The sequence below is a fragment of the Flavobacterium gyeonganense genome (genome assembly GCF_029625295.1).
GTDB lineage: Bacteria > Bacteroidota > Bacteroidia > Flavobacteriales > Flavobacteriaceae > Flavobacterium > Flavobacterium gyeonganense.
Map to the genome: position 1 here is coordinate 3,484,678 of NZ_CP121112.1, position 24,819 is coordinate 3,509,496.

Annotated in this window: 21 protein-coding genes and 2 pseudogenes; 10 read left to right on the top strand and 13 right to left on the bottom strand. The window is 33.9% G+C overall.

Translation table 11 applies throughout. The annotated features are described in order from the left end of the window. Positions 1 to 146 precede the first annotated feature (146 nt). Complete coding sequence (locus P5P89_RS15050) at positions 147 to 1,013, top strand: beta/alpha barrel domain-containing protein (RefSeq protein WP_278009074.1); 867 nt, start codon at positions 147 to 149, stop codon at positions 1,011 to 1,013. 387 nt (positions 1,014 to 1,400) lie between these two features. After that, the gene (gene guaB, locus P5P89_RS15055) at positions 1,401 to 2,873 is read left to right on the top strand and encodes an IMP dehydrogenase (protein ID WP_269235130.1); all 1,473 of its coding nucleotides are present in this window, start codon (positions 1,401 to 1,403) and stop codon (positions 2,871 to 2,873) included. A gap of 58 nt (positions 2,874 to 2,931) precedes the next feature. Here the strand turns inward: guaB and P5P89_RS15060 are convergent, their stop codons facing one another. From P5P89_RS15060 to P5P89_RS15120, 13 genes and pseudogenes are all read right to left on the bottom strand, one after another. Continuing rightward, positions 2,932 to 3,429, bottom strand: a complete 498-nt coding sequence (locus P5P89_RS15060) for a hypothetical protein (protein ID WP_278009075.1) — start codon at positions 3,427 to 3,429, stop codon at positions 2,932 to 2,934. Between the two features lie 88 nt (positions 3,430 to 3,517). Continuing rightward, complete coding sequence (locus tag P5P89_RS15065; RefSeq protein WP_278009076.1) at positions 3,518 to 4,405, bottom strand: L,D-transpeptidase; 888 nt, start codon at positions 4,403 to 4,405, stop codon at positions 3,518 to 3,520. 273 nt (positions 4,406 to 4,678) lie between these two features. Next, a complete protein-coding gene (locus tag P5P89_RS15070) occupies positions 4,679 to 5,263 on the bottom strand; it encodes an NUDIX domain-containing protein (RefSeq protein ID WP_278009077.1) in 585 nt (194 codons plus the stop codon). A 50-nt stretch (positions 5,264 to 5,313) separates the two neighbouring features. Further along, positions 5,314 to 6,585: an adenylosuccinate synthase gene (locus P5P89_RS15075; RefSeq protein WP_278009078.1), complete on the bottom strand. Its 1,272-nt coding sequence runs from the start codon at positions 6,583 to 6,585 to the stop codon at positions 5,314 to 5,316. 92 nt (positions 6,586 to 6,677) lie between these two features. Continuing rightward, complete coding sequence (locus tag P5P89_RS15080) at positions 6,678 to 7,142, bottom strand: Fur family transcriptional regulator (protein WP_113677966.1); 465 nt, start codon at positions 7,140 to 7,142, stop codon at positions 6,678 to 6,680. An 88-nt stretch (positions 7,143 to 7,230) separates the two neighbouring features. After that, positions 7,231 to 9,450 carry a RelA/SpoT family protein gene (locus P5P89_RS15085; RefSeq protein WP_278009079.1) on the bottom strand — a complete coding sequence of 740 codons (2,220 nt, stop codon included), beginning with the start codon at positions 9,448 to 9,450 and terminating at the stop codon, positions 7,231 to 7,233. A gap of 265 nt (positions 9,451 to 9,715) precedes the next feature. After that, positions 9,716 to 10,504: a TrmH family RNA methyltransferase gene (locus tag P5P89_RS15090; RefSeq protein WP_278009080.1), complete on the bottom strand. Its 789-nt coding sequence runs from the start codon at positions 10,502 to 10,504 to the stop codon at positions 9,716 to 9,718. 166 nt (positions 10,505 to 10,670) lie between these two features. Further along, entirely contained in the window at positions 10,671 to 11,756 is a 1,086-nt protein-coding gene (locus tag P5P89_RS15095; protein ID WP_278009081.1) for a phosphoglyceromutase, read from the bottom strand. Between the two features lie 125 nt (positions 11,757 to 11,881). Further along, on the bottom strand, positions 11,882 to 13,213 hold the full coding sequence (locus P5P89_RS15100; RefSeq protein WP_278009082.1) for a DUF58 domain-containing protein: 1,332 nt from the start codon (positions 13,211 to 13,213) through the stop codon (positions 11,882 to 11,884). Between the two features lie 109 nt (positions 13,214 to 13,322). Beyond that, entirely contained in the window at positions 13,323 to 14,336 is a 1,014-nt protein-coding gene (locus P5P89_RS15105; protein WP_278009083.1) for an AAA family ATPase, read from the bottom strand. A 39-nt stretch (positions 14,337 to 14,375) separates the two neighbouring features. Further along, complete coding sequence (locus P5P89_RS15110) at positions 14,376 to 15,584, bottom strand: DUF4350 domain-containing protein (protein ID WP_278009084.1); 1,209 nt, start codon at positions 15,582 to 15,584, stop codon at positions 14,376 to 14,378. Further along, positions 15,577 to 16,302, bottom strand: coding sequence for a DUF4129 domain-containing protein (locus P5P89_RS15115; RefSeq protein WP_278009085.1), 726 nt, complete (start codon positions 16,300 to 16,302; stop codon positions 15,577 to 15,579). The genes P5P89_RS15110 and P5P89_RS15115 overlap by 8 nt, the downstream gene beginning before the upstream one ends. Positions 16,303 to 16,362: 60 nt before the next feature. Beyond that, positions 16,363 to 17,342: pseudogene (locus P5P89_RS15120) on the bottom strand (stage II sporulation protein M). 20 nt (positions 17,343 to 17,362) lie between these two features. Between P5P89_RS15120 and P5P89_RS15125 the strand changes: the two are divergent. The 8 genes and pseudogenes from P5P89_RS15125 to P5P89_RS15160 all read left to right on the top strand — a co-directional run bounded on the left by P5P89_RS15125 (position 17,363) and on the right by P5P89_RS15160 (position 24,815). Continuing rightward, entirely contained in the window at positions 17,363 to 18,109 is a 747-nt protein-coding gene (locus P5P89_RS15125) for an RDD family protein (protein ID WP_278009086.1), read from the top strand. Between the two features lie 90 nt (positions 18,110 to 18,199). Then, the gene (locus tag P5P89_RS15130) at positions 18,200 to 18,802 is read left to right on the top strand and encodes a trimeric intracellular cation channel family protein (protein ID WP_278012025.1); all 603 of its coding nucleotides are present in this window, start codon (positions 18,200 to 18,202) and stop codon (positions 18,800 to 18,802) included. A gap of 8 nt (positions 18,803 to 18,810) precedes the next feature. After that, positions 18,811 to 19,761 carry a FemAB family protein gene (locus tag P5P89_RS15135; protein WP_278009087.1) on the top strand — a complete coding sequence of 317 codons (951 nt, stop codon included), beginning with the start codon at positions 18,811 to 18,813 and terminating at the stop codon, positions 19,759 to 19,761. Next, a pseudogene (locus P5P89_RS15140) lies at positions 19,758 to 20,856 on the top strand (DegT/DnrJ/EryC1/StrS family aminotransferase). The gene P5P89_RS15135 and the pseudogene P5P89_RS15140 overlap by 4 nt, the downstream one beginning before the upstream one ends. A 2-nt stretch (positions 20,857 to 20,858) precedes the next feature. Continuing rightward, positions 20,859 to 22,136 (top strand): O-antigen translocase, encoded by a 1,278-nt coding sequence (locus P5P89_RS15145; protein WP_278009088.1) that lies wholly within the window; start codon positions 20,859 to 20,861, stop codon positions 22,134 to 22,136. Positions 22,137 to 22,364: 228 nt separating this feature from the next. Beyond that, positions 22,365 to 23,348, top strand: coding sequence for a hypothetical protein (locus P5P89_RS15150; protein ID WP_278009089.1), 984 nt, complete (start codon positions 22,365 to 22,367; stop codon positions 23,346 to 23,348). A 69-nt stretch (positions 23,349 to 23,417) separates the two neighbouring features. Continuing rightward, positions 23,418 to 24,386 (top strand): hypothetical protein, encoded by a 969-nt coding sequence (locus P5P89_RS15155; RefSeq protein ID WP_278009090.1) that lies wholly within the window; start codon positions 23,418 to 23,420, stop codon positions 24,384 to 24,386. 27 nt (positions 24,387 to 24,413) lie between these two features. Then, positions 24,414 to 24,815, top strand: a complete 402-nt coding sequence (locus tag P5P89_RS15160) for a T9SS type A sorting domain-containing protein (RefSeq protein WP_278009091.1) — start codon at positions 24,414 to 24,416, stop codon at positions 24,813 to 24,815. Positions 24,816 to 24,819 lie beyond the last annotated feature (4 nt).

Consider the following 24,819-nt stretch of genomic DNA (forward strand, 5'->3'; position numbering starts at 1 on the left):
TAATGACGATTATTACAATATTGCGTAATTTCAAATGGATACACTATTATGATACTATCATTTGTATGGTTCAAAAAAATCAGGAAATAGTTAATTTTTATTTCTTTAAAAAACAAACTAACTTAGCCTTTACAAAAGAATAAGCTTTGAATAAGGAAATCAAAATCATCGAATGTCCACGTGATGCCATGCAGGGTATCAAAACTTTTATTCCTACTAAAAATAAGGTTTCTTATTTGCAGGCCTTGCTAAGAGTAGGTTTTGATACGATAGATTTTGGAAGTTTTGTATCTTCCAAAGCGATTCCGCAAATGCAGGACACGGCAGAGGTTTTGTCACAGCTGGATTTATCTCAGACAACAAGTAAACTTTTGGCCATTATAGCGAATACACAAGGGGCGGAAACTGCTGCAGAACATGAAGCTATTCAGTATTTGGGATTTCCTTTTTCGATTTCAGAGAATTTTCAGATGCGAAATACGCATAAAACAATTGCCCAATCCTTAATTACACTGCAGGAAATCTTTGAAATCGCTGACAAAAAAAACAAAGAAGTCGTAACTTATCTTTCCATGGGGTTCGGAAATCCATACGGAGATCCATGGAATGTTGAGATTGTGAGCGAATGGACAGAAAAATTGTCTGAAATGGGAGTGAAAATATTATCGCTTTCTGATACTGTCGGGACATCAACGCCTGAGGTAATAACCTATCTTTTTTCGAATTTAATTCCGAAATACCCTCAAATCGAGTTCGGAGCGCACTTACATACAACTCCAAATAGCTGGTTCGAAAAAATAGATGCTGCACACAAGGCCGGCTGTACGCGTTTTGACGGTGCCATTCAGGGATTTGGGGGATGTCCTATGGCAACGGATCAACTTACCGGAAATATGCCTACAGAAAAACTCATTTCATATTTTACAGCCAATAAAAAAATAACTGGCTTAAATTCCTTAAGTTTTGAAAGTGCCTATAATGAAGCCTCAAAACTATTCGGTAAATTCCATTAAATATGATTTTATTGCCAAGAATACATAAGAAGATTAAATTTTTAATTGTGGAATTTAAAATTTGGACTTGATACTAAATTTTGCCATTGATATTGTCATTGATACTGCAATTGATTTTTCAAATGTATTAAGCAGCTATTCCGGCTCTCCATTACAAGCACTCGGGTAAAAACACTTTTTTCCAAGGTTTTAAAAGAGCTTCCGCCGGTCGCTTTTTAAAGCCAGGAAAAAATGGTGTTTTTACCTTTCGTGGCTTTTCATTTTGATCCGGGCTGAGGTATCGGGACAGCGATTTCTTTTAGAGTCAAAAAAAAATCTGAATAAGTTAATGAACAAGTTTCTAATTTTTTCACTATATTTGCACGCAATTCAACTAGAAATTGCAACATGATAGCACACAACTCTAAGATCATCGGCGAAGGTTTAACTTACGATGATGTACTATTAGTACCAAACTACTCTAATGTGCTTCCACGCGAAGTGAGTATCAAATCAAAATTTTCAAGAAATATCACATTAAACGTTCCAATCGTATCTGCTGCTATGGATACAGTAACTGAAAGTGCAATGGCAATCGCTATGGCGCAGGAGGGCGGAATTGGAGTTTTACATAAAAATATGACCATTGAGCAGCAAGCTGCTAAGGTTAGAAAAGTGAAGCGTGCTGAGGCAGGAATGATCTTAGACCCGGTAACATTGCCAATGAATTCAACAATTGCAGATGCAAAAGCTGCCATGAAAGAATTCGGAATTGGAGGTATCCCAATCGTTGACGAAAACAGAATCCTCAAAGGAATCGTTACCAACCGTGACCTGCGTTTCGAAAAAAACAGCTCAAGACCTATCGAAGAGGTTATGACAAGTACGAATCTTGTTACTGTTGCTGAAGGAACTTCATTGGAGCAGGCTGAAGTTGTTTTGCAGGGACATAAAATCGAAAAATTGCCGGTTGTAAATGCTAAAAACGAATTAGTTGGTTTAATTACCTTTAGGGATATAACAAAACTGACGCAAAAACCAATTGCTAATAAAGATACATTTGGTCGTTTGAGAGTTGCCGCTGCTATCGGGGTAACCGGTGATGCTGTAGAAAGAGCAGCTGCATTAGTTGCGGCTGGTGTAGACGCAATCATAATTGATACAGCTCATGGACATACTGAAGGTGTTGTAAATACATTAAAAGAAGTAAAATCAAAATTCCCGCAAATAGATGTTATTGTTGGAAACATCGCAACTCCCGAAGCAGCTAAATATTTAGTTGAAAACGGTGCTGATGGTGTAAAAGTAGGAATTGGACCTGGTTCTATTTGTACAACCCGTATTGTTGCAGGTGTTGGTTTCCCGCAGTTTTCAGCAGTTCTTGAAGTAGCTGCCGCTATCAAAGGAACCGGAGTTCCGGTTATTGCGGATGGTGGAATCCGTTATACAGGAGATATTCCTAAAGCTATCGCAGCCGGTGCTGATTGCGTAATGTTAGGTTCATTATTAGCAGGAACAAAAGAATCACCGGGTGAAACGATCATCTTCGAAGGAAGAAAATTCAAATCATACCGCGGAATGGGCTCTGTTGAAGCCATGCAGACAGGTTCTAAAGACCGATATTTTCAGGATGTTGAAGATGATGTTAAAAAATTAGTTCCGGAAGGAATTGTAGGTCGTGTTCCTTACAAAGGAGAATTAAACGAAAGCATGCTGCAGTTCATTGGAGGTCTTCGTGCCGGAATGGGATATTGCGGATCAAAAGATATTCCAACGTTACAGGAAACAGGACGCTTCGTAAGAATCACATCAAGTGGGATTAATGAAAGTCATCCACACAACGTAACCATTACAAAAGAAGCTCCAAATTATTCCAGATAATTTAGTTTTTTGATATAAAAAAAGGCGTGAGATTTCAAATTCTTACGCCTTTTTCTCTTTACTTAATGATTGAAATTCCATTATTTAGTTCATCTATTATATTCTGATTTTGTTCTATCGCTTCAGCCTGAGCTCCAAACTGCATTTGTATAGAACCGCCTTTCCCGTTATAAACAAACCCCTGGTATTTATATAATGTATCATTGTAATCTAATTCACATTCAAAGTAATTTACCATTAAATCATTTATCTTCTTTTTAGTGATTTTAAGATTTTTGATTTTACCAAACTCTTTGTATTCGTCCTCAATTGTACTTTTTAGTTTTTTATCTGTAATGAAATAATCATACTCGATAAAATAAACATTCACCAAATTGTATTTGTCATGAAACTGTACATCCCAATCTGATGACTCTGTTCGAATCCATTTTTCGGGATTGTATTTTATTTCATAAATTCCTTTTCGGCTGATATAAGAATCTAATTTTGAATTTTTACTCTGTCCCATTGCAAAAAGACAGGATAGAAAGAATAATAGAATTAATTTTTTCGACATTATATATTTATTTTAATTTTAAAATTCTGTTTAAGAAGAAAATTGTTAAACGAAAATAAGAAATTAATAAAGACGTATTTTAAAAACGCTATAGTGAAGCTGTATTTTTCTCTGTTTCACTTAAAGTTTGATTTTCTAAAATTTGCTGAATAAAAGGTTTTATCTGCTTTTCAATTTCAGCTTCAGAAATATTTAACGCTTTAGGATCAGTTGTTAACTGAAACCATGGTTTAGATCCGTCAAAATCATAACTTCCAAAAACAATTACAGGGGTTCCTTTCACTTTTACGTTCTCTTTGTCTTTTAATATCCATTCATCTGCGAATTTATAAAGATATTTAGCGTCTTTTTCTAATAAACGCAAACAGGAATGTGAAGCAGGATATCCAGGCAATTCATATTGATGAAAACCAACTCCCAGTTTGTTTTCAATGTTGAAATTCCATTTAAGTTCCCATTCGTCATTAAAAGTACTGGTCGTTTTTTCCGCTTTCCAATTCGTGAAAAATAATCCTGTTGGAGTTTGGTCTGCCTTTCTTCCCATATTAGTTGGACCTGTGCGAACTAATTCACCATTTTCATAAGCTGCAAAAGTTTGCGTTGGATAAGAGAAAATAATGATTTTTGAAACACCTTCTAATGCATTCACATGTAAAGGAAATGGAAGGTAATAAACCAAATCACCACTGAAATCTGAAGGAACGATAAGTGAATCCAGTTTTTTAAGGTTTGTTTTATCAGCTCTGTTCAAAGCATAGATAATATTCATTTTAATACTATCGGCTTCATTGGCTTTCAACCATTCTTTAGATTTAGTAAACTGATACAAAACAGTAGATTCCGGTTTTTTGTATTCAACAGTTTTTTTAGGTTTTTTATTTTCAGTTATTGTAATAGTATCGCTTTTTTTGCAAGAAACCATTAAAGCTAAAATCAATAAAAGTAATGCATTTGCCAAGTAATATAACTTCTTCATAATATTGGTATTTTTGATTATGGTAAAGTTCTATTTTTAACATCAGCTCACGTTATAGAATTTTTATGATTATTTATTGGATTTTCATTATGAACTCAGAATGCGTATTAGTCAGTCACTGTCTATGATTGGATGTTTATAAACATCAAAAAAAAGCAATCTTATTCATCATTATAAAATGAATAGGACTGCTTTTGTATAGGTTTTCCAGTTTTTAAATGATTTTATTTAGTTTACGTTTGATGAAATTATTAAAAACTAAATAAAAAAATCTTAAATCAACTCTTTTATTTTAGCATACTGCAGTAGCATAATAGTTTTGGCATCGGTAATCTCTCCGGACTCAATCATCGCATAGGCTTCGTCAAAAGTAAATTCTAAGACTTCTATGTTTTCCTGTTCAGCATCTAGTCCGCCTCCTTCGCTTACCTTCATGTTTTCATCATATTCACCGACAAAAAGATATAAAATTTCCGTTACAGAACCAGGGGACATATACGTTTCAATAACTTTCTGCACTTTGCTTAAACGATATCCGGTTTCTTCTTCCGTTTCACGAATAATAGCGTTTTCTGCATTTTCTTTGTCTAAAAGCCCTGCACAGACTTCTATCATCATTCCGGTTTTATTTCCGTTTAGATAAGTTGGTAATCGAAATTGTCTTGTCAGGATAACTGTTTTTTTAGATGAATTGTACAACAATATTCCAGCCCCATTACCTCGGTCGTATACTTCACGAATGTGTGATTCTACAGGCTGATTTTCTTTTTTATATTTAAAAGTAACTTTGTTTAATACATACCAGTTATCGGATAATAATTTAGTTTCTGTTATTTCTATTTCAGGATTTTTTCTCATAAATTTTTATATCAAAAAAAACGCCCTGATTATCAGAGCGTTTAAAAGTATTATTTTGTTATTGTTTGCTTTCTGTCTGGTCCAACCGATACAATTTTTATTGGCACTTCGATTTCTTTTTCAATAAATTCAATATATTCTTTAAGCTCAATAGGTAATTGATCGTAAGTTGTCAATCCTGTTAAATCTTGTTTCCAGCCTTTAAATTCTTTATAAACGGGAGTCACATTTTCTGGTTCAATGTTGTATGGAAAGTGAGAGATGTTCTGTCCTTTGTAGTTATATTCAGTACAAACTTTTAAAGTTTCGAATCCTGAGAGAACGTCACCTTTCATCATCATTAACTGAGTAACACCATTTACCTGTACAGCATATTTTAAAGCTACTAAGTCTAACCATCCACAACGTCTTTGTCTTCCTGTTACAGAGCCAAATTCGTTACCAACTCTTGCCATTGTAGCGCCCACTTCGTCAAAAAGTTCAGTAGGGAAAGGTCCGCTTCCTACACGTGTAACATAAGCTTTGAAAATCCCGTAAACCTCTTTGATTTTGTTAGGAGCAATTCCTAAACCCGTACAAGCTCCGGCAGCAGTTGTATTGGATGAAGTTACGAAAGGGTAAGTTCCGAAATCAACATCTAATAGAGATCCCTGAGCACCTTCACAAAGAATAGATTTTCCTGCTTTTTGAGCCTGGTGCATGTATTCTTCACTGTCTATGAAATCTAATTTTTTAAGTTCTTCGATAGCTTCAAAGAATTCTTTTTCCAATTCAGCTAAATTATATTGAATAGCAACATCATAAAAAGCAATCATTGCTTCATGTTTGTCTGCTAAAGCTCTGTAACGTTCTTTGAAATCTTCTAATTCGATATCACCAACACGTAAACCGTTTCTGCCTGTTTTGTCCATGTAAGTTGGTCCAATTCCTTTAAGAGTAGAACCAATTTTTGCTTTCCCTTTTGATGCTTCAGAAGCTGCATCAAGCAAGCGGTGTGTTGGTAAAATTAAATGTGCTTTTCTTGAAATTATTAATTTCTTTTTAATGTCAAGGTTGAATTTTTCTAAACCTTCGATTTCTTTTTGAAAAACTACAGGGTCAATTACAACTCCATTTCCGATTATATTTACTGAATCTTTATGGAAAATTCCTGAAGGAATGGTTCTAAGTACGTGTTTAATTCCGTCAAATTCTAATGTATGTCCTGCGTTTGGTCCTCCCTGAAAACGTGCAATAATATCATAATTTGAGGTAAGTACGTCAACAATTTTTCCTTTACCTTCGTCTCCCCATTGTAATCCTAGTAATAAATCTACGGTCATTCTGTTTTAATTTGCGTTGGGACAATCTAAACTGTCCTACTGATTATGTAGTTAATTTTTCTTTTTTAGTTTTTTGAAAAGTCTTAAATAGACTATGAATTTGAGCTCTGCTTTTTGTTTCCGTAGAAATAAAGCGAGTGATTAGTTATCTCAATATCAAATATTTCTTCGATTGTTTTTTTGATGGTCTGGATTCTTGGATCACAAAACTCAATTACTTCTCCTGAATCAGTCATGATAATATGATCATGCTGTTTATCAAAATATGATTTTTCGTAGTAAGCCTGATTTTGCCCAAATTGATGTTTTCTCACCAATGCGCAGTCTAACAATAACTCAATCGTGTTGTATAATGTAGCTCTGCTCACACGATAGTTTTTGTTTTTCATTTTGATGTATAGGTTTTCTATATCAAAATGTTCCTCGCTGTCATAAATTTCCTGAAGTATAGCATAACGCTCAGGAGTTTTGCGATGCCCTTTTTGTTCAAGATACATTGTAAAAACATTTTTTACAATTTCTTGATTTCTAGTGTTGTCAGTTGAAATGAGTGTCATATCCGGCAAAGATAATTTTTTATTTTTAATCAATAAAAGTTTCGGGTTTAAAGTTTAGTTATAAAACCCCTATAGACTCGTTAAAAAGTTAGGTTCTGTATTCTCTGGTTACTTTGTCAACACCATCAATTTTTTTAATAGCACTAATCATTTTTTTCAGGATGGTGTTGTTTTTCACAATTACAGCCACCTGTCCATGAAAAATTCCGGCGTCTGTGCTAAGCGAAATACTTTGAATATTTACGCTCATGTTGTTAGAAATTACTTTTGTAAGCTGATTGGTAAGTCCCAAAACATCCATTCCTGTAATATTGATAATGGCTTTAAATTCTTCCTGAGAAGAGTCAATCCATTTGGCGCTCATAATGCGGTAAGCGTAGTTGGACTGCATTCCAATGGCATTTGGACAATCTTTTTTATGCACTTTGATTCCTTCGTTTATAGTAACAAATCCAAAAACATCATCACCCGGAATTGGGTTACAGCATTGTGATAATTTATAGTCGAGCTTGTCATGCTCAGTTCCAAAAACCAGCATGTCGTAATTACTGCTGATGACCGGTTTGTGAATATCCTCTGCAGCTGTATCTTTAGTTCTTTTGATTTTATTTTTGAAGAAATTGATAAAAGTATTACTCTTTTGGGCTGCGTAATCTTTTAACTGCTGGTTTTCGATAGCACCAATTCCAACTCGATAAAATAAATCTAAACTTGTTTTTAATTTGAAAAAGTTGACTAATTCATTTGTAACCTGTTCATTAAGCGTAACTTTTAAATGTCTTAATTTTCTGGTAAGTAATTCTTTTCCTTCTTCTGCAATTTTTTTGGTGTTCTCGTTAAGGACATTTTTGATTTTGTTTTTTGCGCGCGAAGTCGTTACATAATCAAGCCAGTTTACCGTTGGTTTTTGATTGGCAGAAGTAATGACTTCAACCTGATCCCCACTTTTTAATTCGTGATTTAAGGGAACCAAACGTCCGTTTACACGGGTTCCTCTGGTTTTAATTCCGATTTCAGAGTGAATACTAAAAGCAAAATCAAGCGAAGTTGCGCCTTTTGGCAATGATTTGATTTCTCCTTTTGGCGTAAAAACGAAGATTTCCTGTGAATAGAGATTCATTTTAAAATCTTCCACAAAATCAACTGCATTTGTTTCAGGATTTTCTAAAGCTTCGCGAAGTAAATTCAGCCAGGTGTCAAGGCCGCTTTCTTCAGATGCACCGTTTTTGTATTTGTAATGTGCGGCATATCCTTTTTCGGCAATTTCATCCATTCTTTCGCTTCGCACCTGTACTTCAACCCAACGTCCTTTAGGTCCCATAACAGTTATGTGTAATGCTTCGTAACCAGTTGATTTAGGAGATGAAATCCAGTCTCTTAAACGACTAGGACTTGGTCTGTAATGATCTGTTACGATGGAATAGATTTTCCATGCAATAAACTTTTCTTCATGAGAATCACATTTATACACAATTCGTAACGCAAATTTGTCGTAAACTTCATCAAAGCTTACATTTTGGGCACGCATTTTTCGACGAATCGAATAAATAGATTTTGGACGTCCTTTTATAATATAGTCAACATTTTCCGCATCAAGTGATTTTTTCAAAACATCCGAAATGTCTTTGATGTAGGCATCCTGTTCTTCTTTGGTTTCCCTTATTTTGCTTACGATGTCTTCATAAACAGCAGGTTCTGTATATTTTAAGCCTAAATCTTCAAGTTTGGTTTTTATATTATAAAGTCCTAAACGATGGGCTAGAGGGGCATAAATGTATAAAGTTTCAGAAGCAATTTTGGTTTGTTTGTACTCCACCATTGAATCCATGGTCTGCATGTTGTGCAAACGATCCGCCAATTTGATCAGGATAACGCGTACATCGTCGTTTAGTGTCAAAATCATTTTGCGGAAATTCTCTGCCTGCATTGATGCATTCAGATCCTTTTGAACCATAGAAATCTTCGTTAGTCCTTCGACTAATTGCGCTACTTTTGGATTAAATAAACGTTCAATATCTTCAACAGTAATTGGAGTGTCTTCGACAACATCGTGCAATAAAGCCGCAGCAATAGAGGTGGCTCCCAGACCAATTTCGGAAGCTACAATTTTCGCAACTGCAATAGGATGAAAGATATACGCTTCTCCGGATTTACGCCTTTGTTCTTTATGGGCATCAACGGCAACATCAAAAGCTTTCCGAATGAGTTTTTTATCGGTAGGTGTTAAAGTCTGGTAACTGATTCGAAGTAATTCTTTGTACTCTTGTGCAATTGCTTTGTTTTCTTTTTCAATATCTATTTCTGTCATAGCGGCATGGTTCAATCCTTAAAAATATGAATTTGTTTAAATATACGCAAGGGAATGGATTGCTGATTTAGGATTTAAGATTGTTGAAATTTAACGCTCTTTTTGCGATAAAGTCTAATTGTTTTGAAATTATAAGGAGCTATTCCCGCTATTCATTACAATCTTTTTTGGCGAACCCCGCCAAAAAAGGATTTTTATTGCTATCGGGGCTAGGGAATTGGTTTTTATAAGGTAATACAATGTAATCTTAAATTTCAGGCACAACCTAAAAACCTCTTTGTCTTTTAGCTTCAAAAATCAAAATAGCGGCAGCTACGGAAACATTCATGCTGTCAATTTCGCCCTGCATCGGGATAATTATGTTTTGTGTTGCAGCGTCACGCCATTCCTGAGTTAGTCCTGTTGCTTCTGTACCGACAACCAAGGCGGTTGGAGTAGTGAAATTCTGTGTATGATAGGAGGTTGAATTTTGTAATGTAGCGCAGTAAAAATCAATTTTTTTCTCCTTCAAAAAAGTAATAATTTCTGCAGTCGTTCCAGTTGCAATCTGATTGGTAAATAAGCAGCCAACACTGGAGCGAACGATATTCGGATTGTATAAATCACTTTTTGGATTGGCAATCAAAACAGCATCCAGCCTGGCGGCATCGGCAGTACGCAAAAGAGCACCAATATTTCCGGGTTTTTCAGGAGCTTCGGCTACCAGGATCAATGGGTTTTCGGATAACTTTAAATCTGATAATTGGAGTGATTTGGTTTTGGCTACAGCCAAAATTCCTTCTGTCGTATCGCGATACGCTAGTTTCTGATACACTTCTTTATTGATTTCGATTAACTGAACAGGTGCTTTTACCAATTTAGAGATTTCATTTTCAGTAACCAATTCATGTAAAAATAAAACAGTTTCTATTTCGTAACCTCCTTTTTGAGCTAATGAAATCTCACGCAATCCTTCAATCAAAAATGTGCCGGTTTGTTTGCGGGCTTTTGCTTTTTCCTGCAATAAAACAAGCGATTTTATAAACGGATTCTGGACTGATGTGATTTGTTTCATTATTTTAAGACTCAAAGTTGCGAGGTTCAAAGGTACAGAGATTTTTTTTGAAAGATGCAAAGTTTTGCGGTGCTTAAAATGAATTTAAAGGGTATGGTATAAGTTCTGCTAAAATTTTTATGAATTATAATCTAACCAAGGGATTTTTATTGTTCATTGAAATCAATTATTTTTCAAAAACTTCTTTAATTTCATTCGTAACAGGATGATCAGCTGTGAAAGTATATCCCATAATTTTAGCAATGGTTTGTGCGAATTGTTTTTGGTAAAATTGTGAATCGGTTTTCATTTCGCCTTTTGCATCAATTTCTGGCCCCATCGCAGCAAACCAAATTTCTGATGCACCCGAAATTTCAGAACCGTGGTCTGTCCATTGCTTTTTTATTGTATCACCACGACCATGATCGACCGTTATGAACAGGGTCGTTTTATTTTTGTATTGTGAATCATTTTGTACAAAAGTCCATATTTCCTGAATCCATTTGTCTACTTGATTTGCAGCGTCAAGGTACGAGCGATAGTCGCCATGATGCGCCCATTCATCTGTTTCTCCATAGGCAATGTAAAGTACTTTTGGTTTCTTGGTTTTAAGTTCATCCATGGCTTGATAATGCGTAAAGACATCCATACATTCATCTTGATGAAACGGCTTAAACGAATTGTCCCGAATTTGATTTAACAATTTTTGTGAAGATGTTGGCTTACTACCTCCAACTTTATCAAAAGCAGAAATTACCTCAAAACCACTTCTTTCTTCATTAAGAATTCTATCAAAAGCATCCCATGCGCCATAAGCCACTATTTTTCCTTTTAATTTGGATTGTTTGTTCAGGAATTCTAATACATTGACATTCGGATTTGGTTTGTAGCTGTTTGAGTTTACCTCAAGATCCACATTTCCAGTCATAATTTCACTGTATCCAGGATAACTAAACCAATATGGATTAGCTACATCAACTTTGTTTTTTAAATCACGATTGCCGTAAATTTGTCCTTTTGAAATAATTTCTGACCAGAAAAAAGGCATTATTTTTTTTCGGGATTCTTTGAAGTCTGAATCAGCATACTTTTTATAAATGTAGGTACTATCTCCTTGGTTGAATTTTTTGTCATTGGCAATTTCTGAATCCACTCCTTTAAAAACTTCCTGCCATCTAAAACCGTCTGTCGTTATGATTATGATATTTTCTGTTTTTTGGGCATTAGCAAAAATACTGCTGAAAACTAATACGATTGAAACTAGTTTTTTCATGTCTTTTTTGAATTACAAAGTTCATCGCAAAGGTTCAAAGATTTTTGAGGATTATTAAATTTTAATCATGAACTTGATTTATTGATAATGCTCATTTTACATTTTCGTAACACATTTCATAAACTCTACAAAATCCCTCTCGACTTAATCTCCAAATATTTATTAATGGCATCCAAAGTCAGATTCTCAGGCTGTGTCAGAACCGAATGGATTCCGTATTTTTTCAGTTCATTAGCAATCAGACGTTTTTCAAACATGAATTTTTCTGCAATTACTTTGTCATACACTTCCTGGATGGTATCGGTTTTTTTATTGATGATTTCGTTCAGTTCTGTATTACTGAAGAAAACAACGACCAATAAATGATTTTTTGCAATTCCTTTTAAATATGGTAATTGGCGGTTTAGTCCGTCCATAGTTTCAAAATTGGTGTATAAAATAATCAGACTGCGCTGATTGATGTTTTTCTTTACATCTACATATAAACGGCTGTAATCACTTTCAAAAAAATCGGTTTTGATGTTGTATAAGGTTTCCAGTATTTTTTGCATCTGCGACCCCCTTTTTTCAGCAAAAACCCTGTTTTCTACCTTTTTAGAGAAAGCAAAAATCCCTGCTTTATCCTGCTTTTTCAGAATCACATTAGCTAATACCAAAGTCGAATTAATAGCATAATCCAGTAAACTCAATCCGTTAAAAGGCATTTGCATTACACGGCCTTTATCAATCGCGAGATAAACCGACTGTGATTTTTCGTCCTGAAACTGGTTGACCATCAATGCGTTTTTCTTTGCAGTAGCTTTCCAGTTTAAAGTTCTAAGATCATCGCCCTGAACATATTCTTTGATTTGCTCAAACTCCATTGTATGTCCAATGCGACGGATTTTCTTGATTCCGTATTGGAAAAGGTTATTCGAAAAAGCCAATAAATCATACTTTCTTAATTGAATATACGATGGATATGTGGGAACCATTTTATCTTTGTCGAAAGTAAATCTTCTGGAAATGAGTTTCAAAGGAGATGAAACGTAAATGTTTAAATTTCCAAAATAATATTCACCTCGTTCTGTTGGACGCAAATCGTATGAAACTTTATCCTGAGCAGTTGCTTTAACAGTTCTTTCAATTTTGAAATCGCGTACCTGAAACTGAAACGGAATTTCATCAATGATTTTAATTGAAATTGGGAAAGTGTAATGGTTTTGGACCGAAATATTTACAGGATTCAAGTCACCATTCGAAAGCTTTTCAGGCATTTCCCTTGAAGCTTCAATTCCGGTTCGGGCTACATACAAAAGCAAAACATCAAGCATCAGAAAAGTGATTAAAACCAAAACAAGAAACCAGACTCCGTTGTATGTTATCGGAAAAATAAAAGCACACACGAATAGTCCTATGATACCTAAAAGGACATAGAAAAAGAAGTTGTTAAGGTATAGGCTTTTTATAAATTTCACTTTTTTATTGTTTCAGGTTTAAAATTTCATGTTATGCGAAGTTTGCAAAATCTTTTAAATGCTGGTCTTCACGATATCAAAAGGTTTTGAATACATTGTACGAATCAAATTACCTTGGAATTTCAACTGTTTCAATGATCTGTTTGATGATTTCAGCACTTGTAATTCCTTCCATTTCGCGCTCCGGACTAACAATTACACGGTGCTGTAATACAGGAACTGCTGCTTCCTTAATATCTTCAGGAGTTACAAAATCTCGTCCACGAATAGCAGCAAAGCCTTTCGAAGCATTTAAAATAGCGATTGATGCACGAGGCGAAGCTCCTAAATATAAAAAGGCATTTTCCCTTGTGTTTACCACAATTCGGGCAATGTACTCCAGTAAATTCTGTTCCACTCTTATTTGTTTTATCAGGGCCTGATATCGTTTTATCTCTTCCGCAGAAAGAATAGTTTTAATAGCCTCTAATTTTCCGTGATCCTGCAAAAGATGTTCTCTCTGAATAATCACGATCTCTTCGTCTAATTTTGGGTAATCAACCGAAATTTTGAATAAAAAACGGTCCAATTGTGCTTCAGGCAAACGGTAAGTACCTTCCTGTTCAATTGGATTTTGTGTAGCAATAACCAAAAAAGGAGCTTCAAGCTGGTAAGCAGAACCGTCAATAGTTATCTGGCGTTCTTCCATAACCTCAAAAAGAGCTGCCTGCGTTTTGGCAGGTGCACGATTGATCTCGTCAATTAAAATCAGATTAGAAAAAATAGGCCCTTGCTTGAATTCAAATTCTGAGCTTTTCAAATTAAAAATCGAAGTTCCTAAAATATCAGAAGGCATTAAATCTGGTGTAAACTGAATTCGGCTAAAGCCAATATTAAGTGTTTTCGATAATAATTTGGCTGTAATAGTTTTGGCAACTCCCGGAACGCCTTCCAGTAAAACGTGTCCGTTCGATAAAATAGCAACCAGTAATTGATCGATCATTTTGTGCTGGCCAACAATTACGGTTTCAATTTCTTTTTTGATACTGTTAACGTGGTCTAAAAGTGGTGCTAAGTTAAGCCTTGTTTCAAAATTCACATTTTCGTTTGTGATTTCTGTTTCTGTTGTATTGATATCGTCCATGTTTGGTATGTTTTCTTTTGATGAATTTCAGTTAAAATATTAATGTAAAACTTTCTCTATAGCATTATTGATCCGGATTAAATCTTCTTCAAGGCTTCCGTGGTAACTTTTTCGGTGTTCGTTGATTAAAAATACAAGTTCTCTGATGTCATTTTCATTTTTTCCGGACTTATGATGCAGTTTTTTGACGAAATCATCATCTAATTTAGATGTGTCCATCAAATATTCATTACGGATCCTTTCCAGAAAATAAATGATTTTTTTATCAATAATATTATCATGATCACCTTCCTGATAATATAAATTTCCGATGGTTTTGGTAAAATCAACTGTTAAATTAGGTAATGGTTTTAGTATCGGGACTATCCTTTGTTTTCGTTTGGCATTAAAAAGGATAAATATCAATATTCCGATTAAAGATAAGTATAAAGCCCATTTTAAAGCAGGCTGACTTAAAATATAACGAAGCGGAGAACCTGAGATTGATTCGCTGTTTTGCCCTTTTGTATACCAAAAAATATCGCCTTGCGGTACGTAAGAAAGGACACTTTGAGCATATTGATAATGATCGTCTTTTAATAAATGGAAATTAGAAAAAGCGGCTGGCTGAGTGTGTAAATAGAAGTACCCATTTACATACGGTACTTTAATGAAATTGATTCTTTTTTGATTTTCCTTATTCGCCTGATAACCTAAAACAGTGGTTTGTAAAGTATCAATTTTTGAAAAATAGTATGAACCCATGCCTTCAGTTAAATGAAACTTTTTGTTCCCTAAATTTTTATTAGCAAGCCAAATTGAGGTGCTGTCAGAATATTGAAAATCGGTTCTGAAGTCAATTTTTAAGCTGTCTAAAAGTGGCTGTGGGAACGTTTTCATGCTCAGAAAAGCATTGTTTCCATGTGACACAAAATAAAAAAGCTCCGTCATTGACTGATCATCAATGGCAGCAAATTCTGTAATGTTAAAAAAAGTGCCCTTTATTTTATACGTGCCCACAACGGTATCCGGAACATATTTTGAATCGAGGAACTCATAAGGGGTTAAAGCGGAAACTCTTTCAATCTTTTGTTTTTTTAAAAGACCGTCAATTTCTTTATCGAAAACATACAATCCAAGTGGAGTTTTATCATTCACAGAATAAGTCGGAGTCCAGTCAATTTTTTTAGGAGAATTGCCACCTGCTATTAAAATTAAGGCAAAAACCAAAACCAGAATAGCGATATAAATTTTAATCGATTTACCCATGGTTAAAGGTTTTTATTGCATTTTTAAAACGGTTTTCTGCTTTTTCGAACATTCTTTCGTTAATTTCAAATTCGCCATACCAAATATAGTTATACACGTATGACAAATAGGTGAATTCGTCTTTATGAGCAGGGTTTTTGATTTCGTTTAAATAATCGGAATTGGTTTTTTCAATATCCCATTCGATGTAACGATTTTTGGCCATTACTTTTAACAACCATAAGTAATAGTATCGAATGGCAATTCTTTTTTCTCCTTTTTCAATAGATTCCTTAATGAGTTTTTCGAAATCCAGAAGGTGGATATTTTTTTCAATATCGGAGTAATGAACTACTTTTTGTTTCGCTTCCTTACTGAAAATCCATTTTCCTTCCTTTCCGATCAGAGCCTTTACAATCAGATAAATTACAAAAACCACAATTAGTACGGCCAGTATTTTAAGTAAAATTGCTACAAAATTAAGTGATGCCTGCGGGTTTTTAAAAGTAAAAATTTCATTAAGGACGTCTGCAAGCCATTCTTTAAAATGATCCCACCAATTTTTTTCAGGTGTTTTTTGTTCGTAAACAAAATCACTGTCGGTATATTTTTTTTTGAAATTTTTCGGAAATGTTTTAGCCTCTATAGTATCTGAATCGACATAAATATCAGACTCAGCATATTTTACTGACGCGACTTTTGGAGGCTCAGTTTTAACCAAAGTATCCTGCGCACTCATGTTATTGAAGCAAAAGAGAAAAGATAAAAGAAGTAAAATTCTATTCATTATTGGAAATCGTTAATTCAATTTGGCTGATAGCTGTCGTGTTTTTTTGTGAACAATAAAAGGATAAACCAAATAATAAAAAGAGATGATACCCAATGTAAAAAGGATAATAAAACTGCTAAGCCAATTGGGCATATCAATAGAATATCGTGTAATAAAACCTTCCAGAAATCCGGCACTTATGGTAAAAGGAAATGTACTTAGAAAGATTTTGAAACTGTTTTTAAAGCCTATTTTAAATGAATTTGTTCTCGAAAAAGTTTTAGGAAATAAAATAGAAGCTCCTAAGATGAATCCGGCAGCAGTTTCAATTACAATGGCAAAAATTTCCATAGCACCATGAATCCAGATTCCGCGGACACTTTTCCAGAATACATTTTGTTCGAAAAAAAGTATTGAAATGCGCCCAGCATAATGCCGTTTTGAGAGGAAATATAAAAAGTGCCAATTCCGCCAAAAAGTCCCCAAATATAGCATCTGGCTCCTACATAAAGGTTGTTCATGGTAATTCCAACAAAACTTCCCCAGTTGCTTCCTGAGCCGTAAACCGCCATTGGATTTCCCTTTTTGATGTTGTCCAAAGTCATGTTTACATAACCATCACCTAAAATTAAACGGACAAAATCATGGTCATATCTGGCCGAAATCACACCAATGGCAACGGTTGCAAAAAACAGGACAAATGCATAGAGCAAATACCTCCTGTAATCGTAAACCAGAAGAGGGACTTCGGTTTTAAAAAATTCAAAAAATCTGTTTTTTTCAGCTCGTTTGGTTTTGTAAATCTTTTGATAAATCTGTGATGCCAGATGATTTAAGTAAATTACTGTTTTACTTTTTGGATAATACGTTTGTGCATACGACAGGTCATTCATCATTTGAATGTACAAATTAGCTAACTCATCAGGATTTTTTTTAGCTTTACCAAAAATAGCCAGTTCAAATTCCAGCCATTTTTCTTTATTTTGTTTTATGAATGCAACTTCTCTCATTGAGGGCTAAAATATAAAATATGTCAGAATTATCTATAAACACAACACAAAATGTCAAAATAAATTTTATCGCCGCTTCTGCAGGCGAGCGAATTGGTTCTTATTTTATCGATTTGGTGATCAAAATAGCCTATGGGATAGTGGTTTACCTGATTTTTTTCAATTGGCTCAATCTGGATCTTTTATTTAAAAATTTAGATCAGTGGTCTGTGGGGACAATTCTTTTAGGATTTTATTTCCCGGTTATGATTTATTCGCTTACTCTTGAAAGCATTTTTGAAGGACAAACGATAGGAAAAAAACTGAACAAAATAAAAGTGGTTAAAATTGACGGATATCAGGCAGGATTTGGGGACTATTTGATGAGATGGTTTTTTAGATTGATAGATATTTCGATTTTTAACGGAATTATAGCTCTCATTACTGTAGTTTCAAGTAAAAAAGGGCAGAGGCTTGGCGATATGGTTGCAGGGACTTCAGTAATTACCCTGAAAAATAAAATTAATATCAGCCATACCATTTTAGAAGAAATAGAAGAAACCTATGTGCCAACCTATCCTCTCGTTATTAAATTGTCAGACAATGATATGCGTATCATAAAGGAAACATTTTTAAGGGCTGAAGCCAAAAATGATTATGAGATTATTTATAAATTAGTTCATAAAATTGAAAATGTCACCGGAATCAAAAATCAGTCCATTGGAGATCCCACAGGTTTTATCCGTACTGTTTTGAAAGATTATAATTTCTATACTCAGAATATGTAAAATTACAATATCAATGACAGAGACAATGTCAAATTAAAAAAAAAATAATCTTTAAAACTTAACTAATCAAAATCTTAGAACTTTATAATGATGTTCAACCTTTTAGACATTATTGGTACAATGGCGTTTGCAATGTCAGGAGCTTTAACGGCCATGCATAAAAAACTGGATCCGTTTGGTGTTTTTATCATTGCCTTTGTTACGGCAGTCGGTGGCGGAACGCTTCGTGATGTTTTAATAGGAAGAACTCCTGTGACCTGGATGCTGGATTTAAAATATGTGTATGTAATTATTTTAGGGTTTATTTTGGCAATTCTTTTCAGGAAAAAATTTGACAAACTCCGTACCTCACTATTTTTATTTGACACCATCGGCTTGGGAGTTTTTACCTTAATCGGACTTGAAAAAGGCATTACAATTGGCCTGCATCCGGTCATTTGTATTGCATTAGGAACAATGACCGCTTGTTTTGGCGGAGTAATTCGGGATATTTTATGTACTGAAATCCCAACCATTTTCAGAAGGGAAATTTATGCCACGATTTGTATTTTTGGTGGAATTGTATTTTTTGCATTGCGAAGTTTAGATTTAGATAATGATATTTTATATTTAACGACTTCAGTTGTTATAATTTCGGTTCGGTTACTAGCTGTAAAATTCAAATGGTATTTACCGGCATTCGATCATAAATAAAAAAGAAATTGAATAAATATACCGTAAAAAAATATACCGAAAACGATTATAAAATATGGAATGACTTTATTGCTCAGGCCAAAAATGCCACGTTTCTTTTTCATCGGGATTTTATGGAATATCACAAAGATCGTTTTGAGGATTATTCCCTAATGGTTTTTGAAGGAGAAAAACTCGTTGCTGTTTTGCCGGCTAATATATCAGAAAAAATGCTGTATTCACATCAGGGACTGACTTATGGTGGGTTAGTGTTTTCTTCTAAATTCAAAGCAGAAAAAGTAGAATTGATTTTAGATGAAATTTTATTTTTTATAAAAAAAAATGCAATTGATACTTTTTACTATAAACCAGTTCCAGGTTTTTATTTTTCGAAAGGGAATGAGGAAATAGATTTCTTTTTAATTAAGAAAGGCGCTTTGTTAGAGAAAAAGGAAATGAATCTGGCAGTGAATTTGACAATTCCATTAGAAATATCCAAAAGTAAATTGAAACATTTCAGAAGAATCGAAAATCTTCATTTGAAAATTATTGAAGAACAAAATCTGTATCCTTTTTGGGAGAAAGTTTTAGAGCCAAGATTAGCAGAAAAACATAATGCAAGGCCTGTTCATACAAAAGAAGAAATTACGTTATTGAAGAAAAGTTTTCCTGAAAATATTAGACAATTTTCAATTTATAATGAAAGTGAAATTATTGCCGGAATTACTGTCTTTGAGACAGAAAAGATTGTGAAGTCGCAATATGGGGCTACAACAAAAAAAGGAGAAGAAGTAAGAGCGCTGGATTTTTTATTCATTAATTTAATTGAAAAATATAAAAGTGAAGGAAAATGTTTTTTTGACATGGGAATTGTAGTAGATAATAACGAAAAAGGCTATAATGCTGGACTTTTAAAACAGAAAGAAGAGTTAGGGTGTTCAGTCTTTAACCAGGATTTTTATAAAATGAGTATTAAATGATAAAATTTCTAGACCTAAAAAAATAAATGAGTCTTACGAAAGTGATTTTCAGGAAAAACTGAAATCAGTTTTGGAAAATAGCTGGTATATTTTAGGAAAAGAAACAGAAACATTTGAAAATGCTTTCGCCGAATATTGTAATTCAAAATATTGTATAGGTGTTGGTAACGGATTCGATGCTTTGGTTCTTATTTTTAAAGGTTATATTCAATTAGGCAAACTTCAAAAAGGAGATGAGGTTATTGTTCCGGCAAATACTTTTGTTGCCAGTATTTTAGCCATTTTAGAAGCAGGGTTGATTCCGGTTTTAATTGAACCTAAATTAGAAACGTACAATATCAACCCGGATTTAATTTTAGAAAAAATTACTTCAAAAACAAAAGCTATTTTAGTGGTTCATCTCTATGGGCAATTGGCAGAAATGAATCAAATTCATGCAATTGCCGTTCAAAATAATTTAGTCGTTATTGAAGATGCGGCTCAGGCACACGGGGCAATCAGCAATCAAAAATCAGCAATCAAAAACAAGCAGTCTAGCGTAGCGTATAGTTTTTACCCGGGAAAAAATTTAGGTGCTTTAGGAGATGGAGGCGCAATTACTACAAATGATCCTGAGTTGGCAAAAGTGCTTTTTTCTCTTCGAAATTATGGTTGTCAAAAAAATACCATAACGAGTTTGTAGGCGTGAATTCACGATTAGATGAATTACAGGCAGCATTTTTAAATCTGAAATTGCCTAATTTAAATGAAGATAATCAAAAACGACGTGAAGTTGCCAGACGTTATTTAACCGAAATTAAAAATAATAAAATAATTTTGCCATTTTGGGATTTCTCTCACAATCACGTCTTCCATTTGTTTGTTATCCGAACTGAAAACAGGAATGAATTGCAAAATTATTTGTTAGAAAACGGAATTCAGACCATGATTCACTACCCGATTCCGCCACACAAACAAAAAGCATTTTTACACTGGAATGATTTATTTTTTCCCATTACTGAAAAAATACATAATGAGGTTTTGAGTTTACCAATGAGTCCTGCTTTGACAAATGATGAGGTAAGTTTTGTTGTTGAAATTTTAAATCAATATTAAAATTGAACCCTATAAAAAAAATAATAGAAACAGATCTGTTTAAAATTACCTCTTTAAACAGTCTGAGTGTATTATTGAAAATTGGGATAGGATTGATTACCTCAAAATTACTGGCTGTTTTTGTTGGTCCCAGCGGAATGGCTTTGGTCGGCAATCTTCGAAATTTTTCATCATCGTTAGAAAGTATTACGACTCTTGGCTTTCAAAATGGGGTTGTAAAATATGTAGCAGAACACAAAAATGATAAATCACAACTTCAAAAAATAATTGCGACGGCATTTATCAGCTTATTATTTGTTGCTGTTGTTTCAAGCTTTATTTTGTTCTTCTTAGCAGGGTTTTGGAACAGACAAATTTTTGGAAATAATTTTGATTATCAAATAATTTTTAAAGCGATAGCTTTAGTGTTACCCTGGTATGCAATTTCGGTTTTTTTGCTTTCAGTTATTAATGGCCTGGGAAAGTTTAAGGAAGTAATTTGGATAAACATCACAGGGAATGCAATAGGTTTGTTGGTTTCAGTTTATATGATTTGGAATTATAAAACCCTGGGAGCTTTGCTTTCGATAGTAATTTCACCTTCATTATTGTTTTTTGTTACGTTTTACTTCATCAGCAAAGAGCTTAGTCTTTCATCAATAATTAAATTTCGCAATTTTGATTTTGATACTATAAAAAAATTATCATCATATTCCCTTATGGCTTTGGTCTCCTCTGTGTTAGGACCATTGGTTTATTTGGTCATTCGAAAAAATGTAATTGATGTGGTTGGATTGGAGCAAGCCGGTTTTTGGGAAACGATGACCAGGATTTCAACTTATTATATGATGTTTATTACGACAATTTTAAGTGTGTATTTTTTTCCGAAATTGTCAATAGCCAAAAATAACAAAGAGACACAAAGTATTTTCCTGACTTTTTATAAAAATATTTTACCACTATTTGTACTTGCAGTAACCGTTATTTATTTTGCCCGGTTTTTTATTGTAAAATTCCTCTTTACTCCTGATTTTTTGCCGGTTACGACTTTGTTTTTTTGGCAATTAACGGGCGATATTCTAAAATCTGCAGCATGGGTTTTAGGATTTCAGTTTTTTGCAAAAAAAATGACTAAAGCTTTTATTCTTTCAGAAATAGCTTCACTTACTGTTTTGTATTTTTTGAGTCATTATTTTGTTGTAGTATTCGGTATACAGGGAATCGTTATGGCTCAGGCTTTAGATAATTTTATTTACCTGTTGGGTTTAGCTTTTTATTTTAGGAAAAGTTTGTTTGGATAGGTTCTTAGAATTATCATTTGTGATAGATGTGGGTGTATAGAATATTAAACAATCGCATCATTTTGTAAGTCAATAGTCATTTTTTTTCTTCTAAAATTATATTTATAATAATTTTTTATTCTTTTTTAAACAAAAAAATATTTTTCAATTTTAGATTTTTTTATTAAGAATAATTCCTTCTTTATTTATTAATATTGCACTGCTTTAAAATAAATAAATTCAGACAAAATGAAAAATAAATTTACACTACTTTTTTTTGGAATTCTTTTTTTAAATACAACTCTTCATGCACAAATTAGTACCGGATCTGGTGGGGCAACAAGTGTACTGCCTAATAGTACAACTACAAATACGAATGTAGGAATAGGAACTACTGAACCTTCAGGTAGATTAGAAATTGCCGGATTTCCAGCTGTTAATACTACATATACTTTTTTAAATGCAGGAGATTCTTTTTCTAAAAGCCTTTTATTGAATATAGGAACCTTGAGGGAAAATTCTAGTCCGGTAGGTAAAGCCCGATTATTAACTTTTTATGATGTCCCTCCGTCTAATATTTATCCTAATGCTCAAACTATGTTAGCTATAGAAGATAGAAATGATGCTAATCGATTAAGACATACGGCAAGGGCAAATAGTTGGAGCAATTTCACACTTAGCGATAGAGCTCAAAAACTTGTATTTGAAGTGTATGAAAATGATGAGGCAGGAATTTTAACTTTGCCGAAGCCTGATTCATATTTGACAATTGGTGGCACACAAGCCTGGCCGATACCGTATAGATTGATGGTAAAAAATGGTAATTCAAAATTTGAAGGAACCGTATATGTGGATACAAATTTGGGCATCGGAACTTCAAACTTTACAGACGGCCCGGATACTTATAGACTTTCTGTAAAAGGAAAAGTAAGGGCAGAAGAAGTAAAAGTCTACAACACCTGGGCTGATTATGTTTTTGCAAACAACTACGATTTGAAACCACTTGCAAAAGTAGAGGAGTACATCACTCAAAATGGTCATTTACCAAATGTACCCTCTGCAAAAGAAATTACCGAAAAAGGGCTGGAACTGGGAGAAATGGCAAAAATCCAGCAGGAAAAAATCGAAGAACTTACATTGTATTTAATTCAGCAGAATAAGCAACTTGAAGAACAAAAAGCTGTATTTAATACAACAGAACAAAGAAATGGAAGAATTAAAAGCTCAGGTTAAAGCTTTATTGGCTTCTAAAAAATGATTTTAAACTTAGAAAACTTATCCCTAAAATAATCAAATCAGGCAATGAAAAATAAAATTACAATACTACTTTTTGGAATACTTTTTTTCAACACAACTTTACATGCACAAATTAGTACTGGTGCAGGAGGAGCGGCAAGTATATTGCCTAATAGTTCAACTACAAATACGAATGTAGGTATTGGTGTAAATAACCCAAAGGCCAAACTTGAAATTGCAGGATTTCCTGCCATTAATACTACTTATACTTTTTTAAATAGCGATGATGTTTGGGAAAAAAGTATATTATTAAATATTGGAACACTGCGAGAAAATTCAACAACAACGAGTAGTGAGAGATTATTAACTTTTTTCGATGCACCACCTTCTAATATTTTTCCTAAGGCTCAAACATTGCTAGCAATAGTGGATCGTAATGGTAATAACAGATTAAGGCATAATGCGAGAACCAATGGAGATAGTAATTTTCGACTATGTGATAGGGCACAAAAAATAGTTCTTGAAGTGTATGAAAATGAAGAATCGGCATTTTTAACATTAAATAAACCTGAATCCTATTTTACTGTTGGAGGTACACAAGCATGGCCAGTACCCTATAAGCTTATGGTAAAAAATGGTAATTCAAAATTTGAAGGAGCTGTATATGTCGACACAAATTTAGGCATAGGTACTTCAAACTTCATAGACGGTTCAGATACCTACAAACTTTCAGTAAAAGGAAAAGTAAGGGCAGAAGAAGTAAAAGTTTACAACACCTGGGCTGATTATGTTTTTGCAAAAAACTATGATTTGAAACCACTTACAAAAGTAGAGGAGTACATCGCTCAAAATGGTCATTTGCCTAATGTACCATCTGCCAAAGAAATTACTGAAAAAGGCTTGGAACTTGGAGAAATGGCAAAAATTCAGCAGGAAAAAATCGAAGAACTTACACTTTATTTAATTCAGCAGAATAAAGAAATAGAAGAGCTAAAATCTCAGATGAAGCTGTTGCTAGCTGCCCCAAAAAAATAAGCTTATCACTTTAAAAGAATCAGTTTAATGAAATATTATACTACACTATTGGTGTTGGCGTTTTCCCTATTGTCCAATGCCCAAAACCAAACGAAGATTAAATTTAGTTACGATAACGCCGGCAATCAAATTAGCAGGATATTGTGTGTCAACTGCCCGCCAGAAACAGGCAAACAAGTAAAGGAAATAGAAGCCATTGTGGAAGAAGACCTTGAAAAAATCGAAGGAGAGGACATGATTTCCTACTATCCCAATCCGGTAAAAGAAGAACTGTATTTAAAATGGGAGTTAACAGATGACAATTATGTCACTTCAATTCAGCTTTTCTCACTTACTGGGCAGGTTTTAAAAACGTTCCAGGGAACTAAAAATCAAATACCCAGAATATTTTGTTTCAGTCATATCCGTCAGGGGTGTATGTTATTTTAGTCAA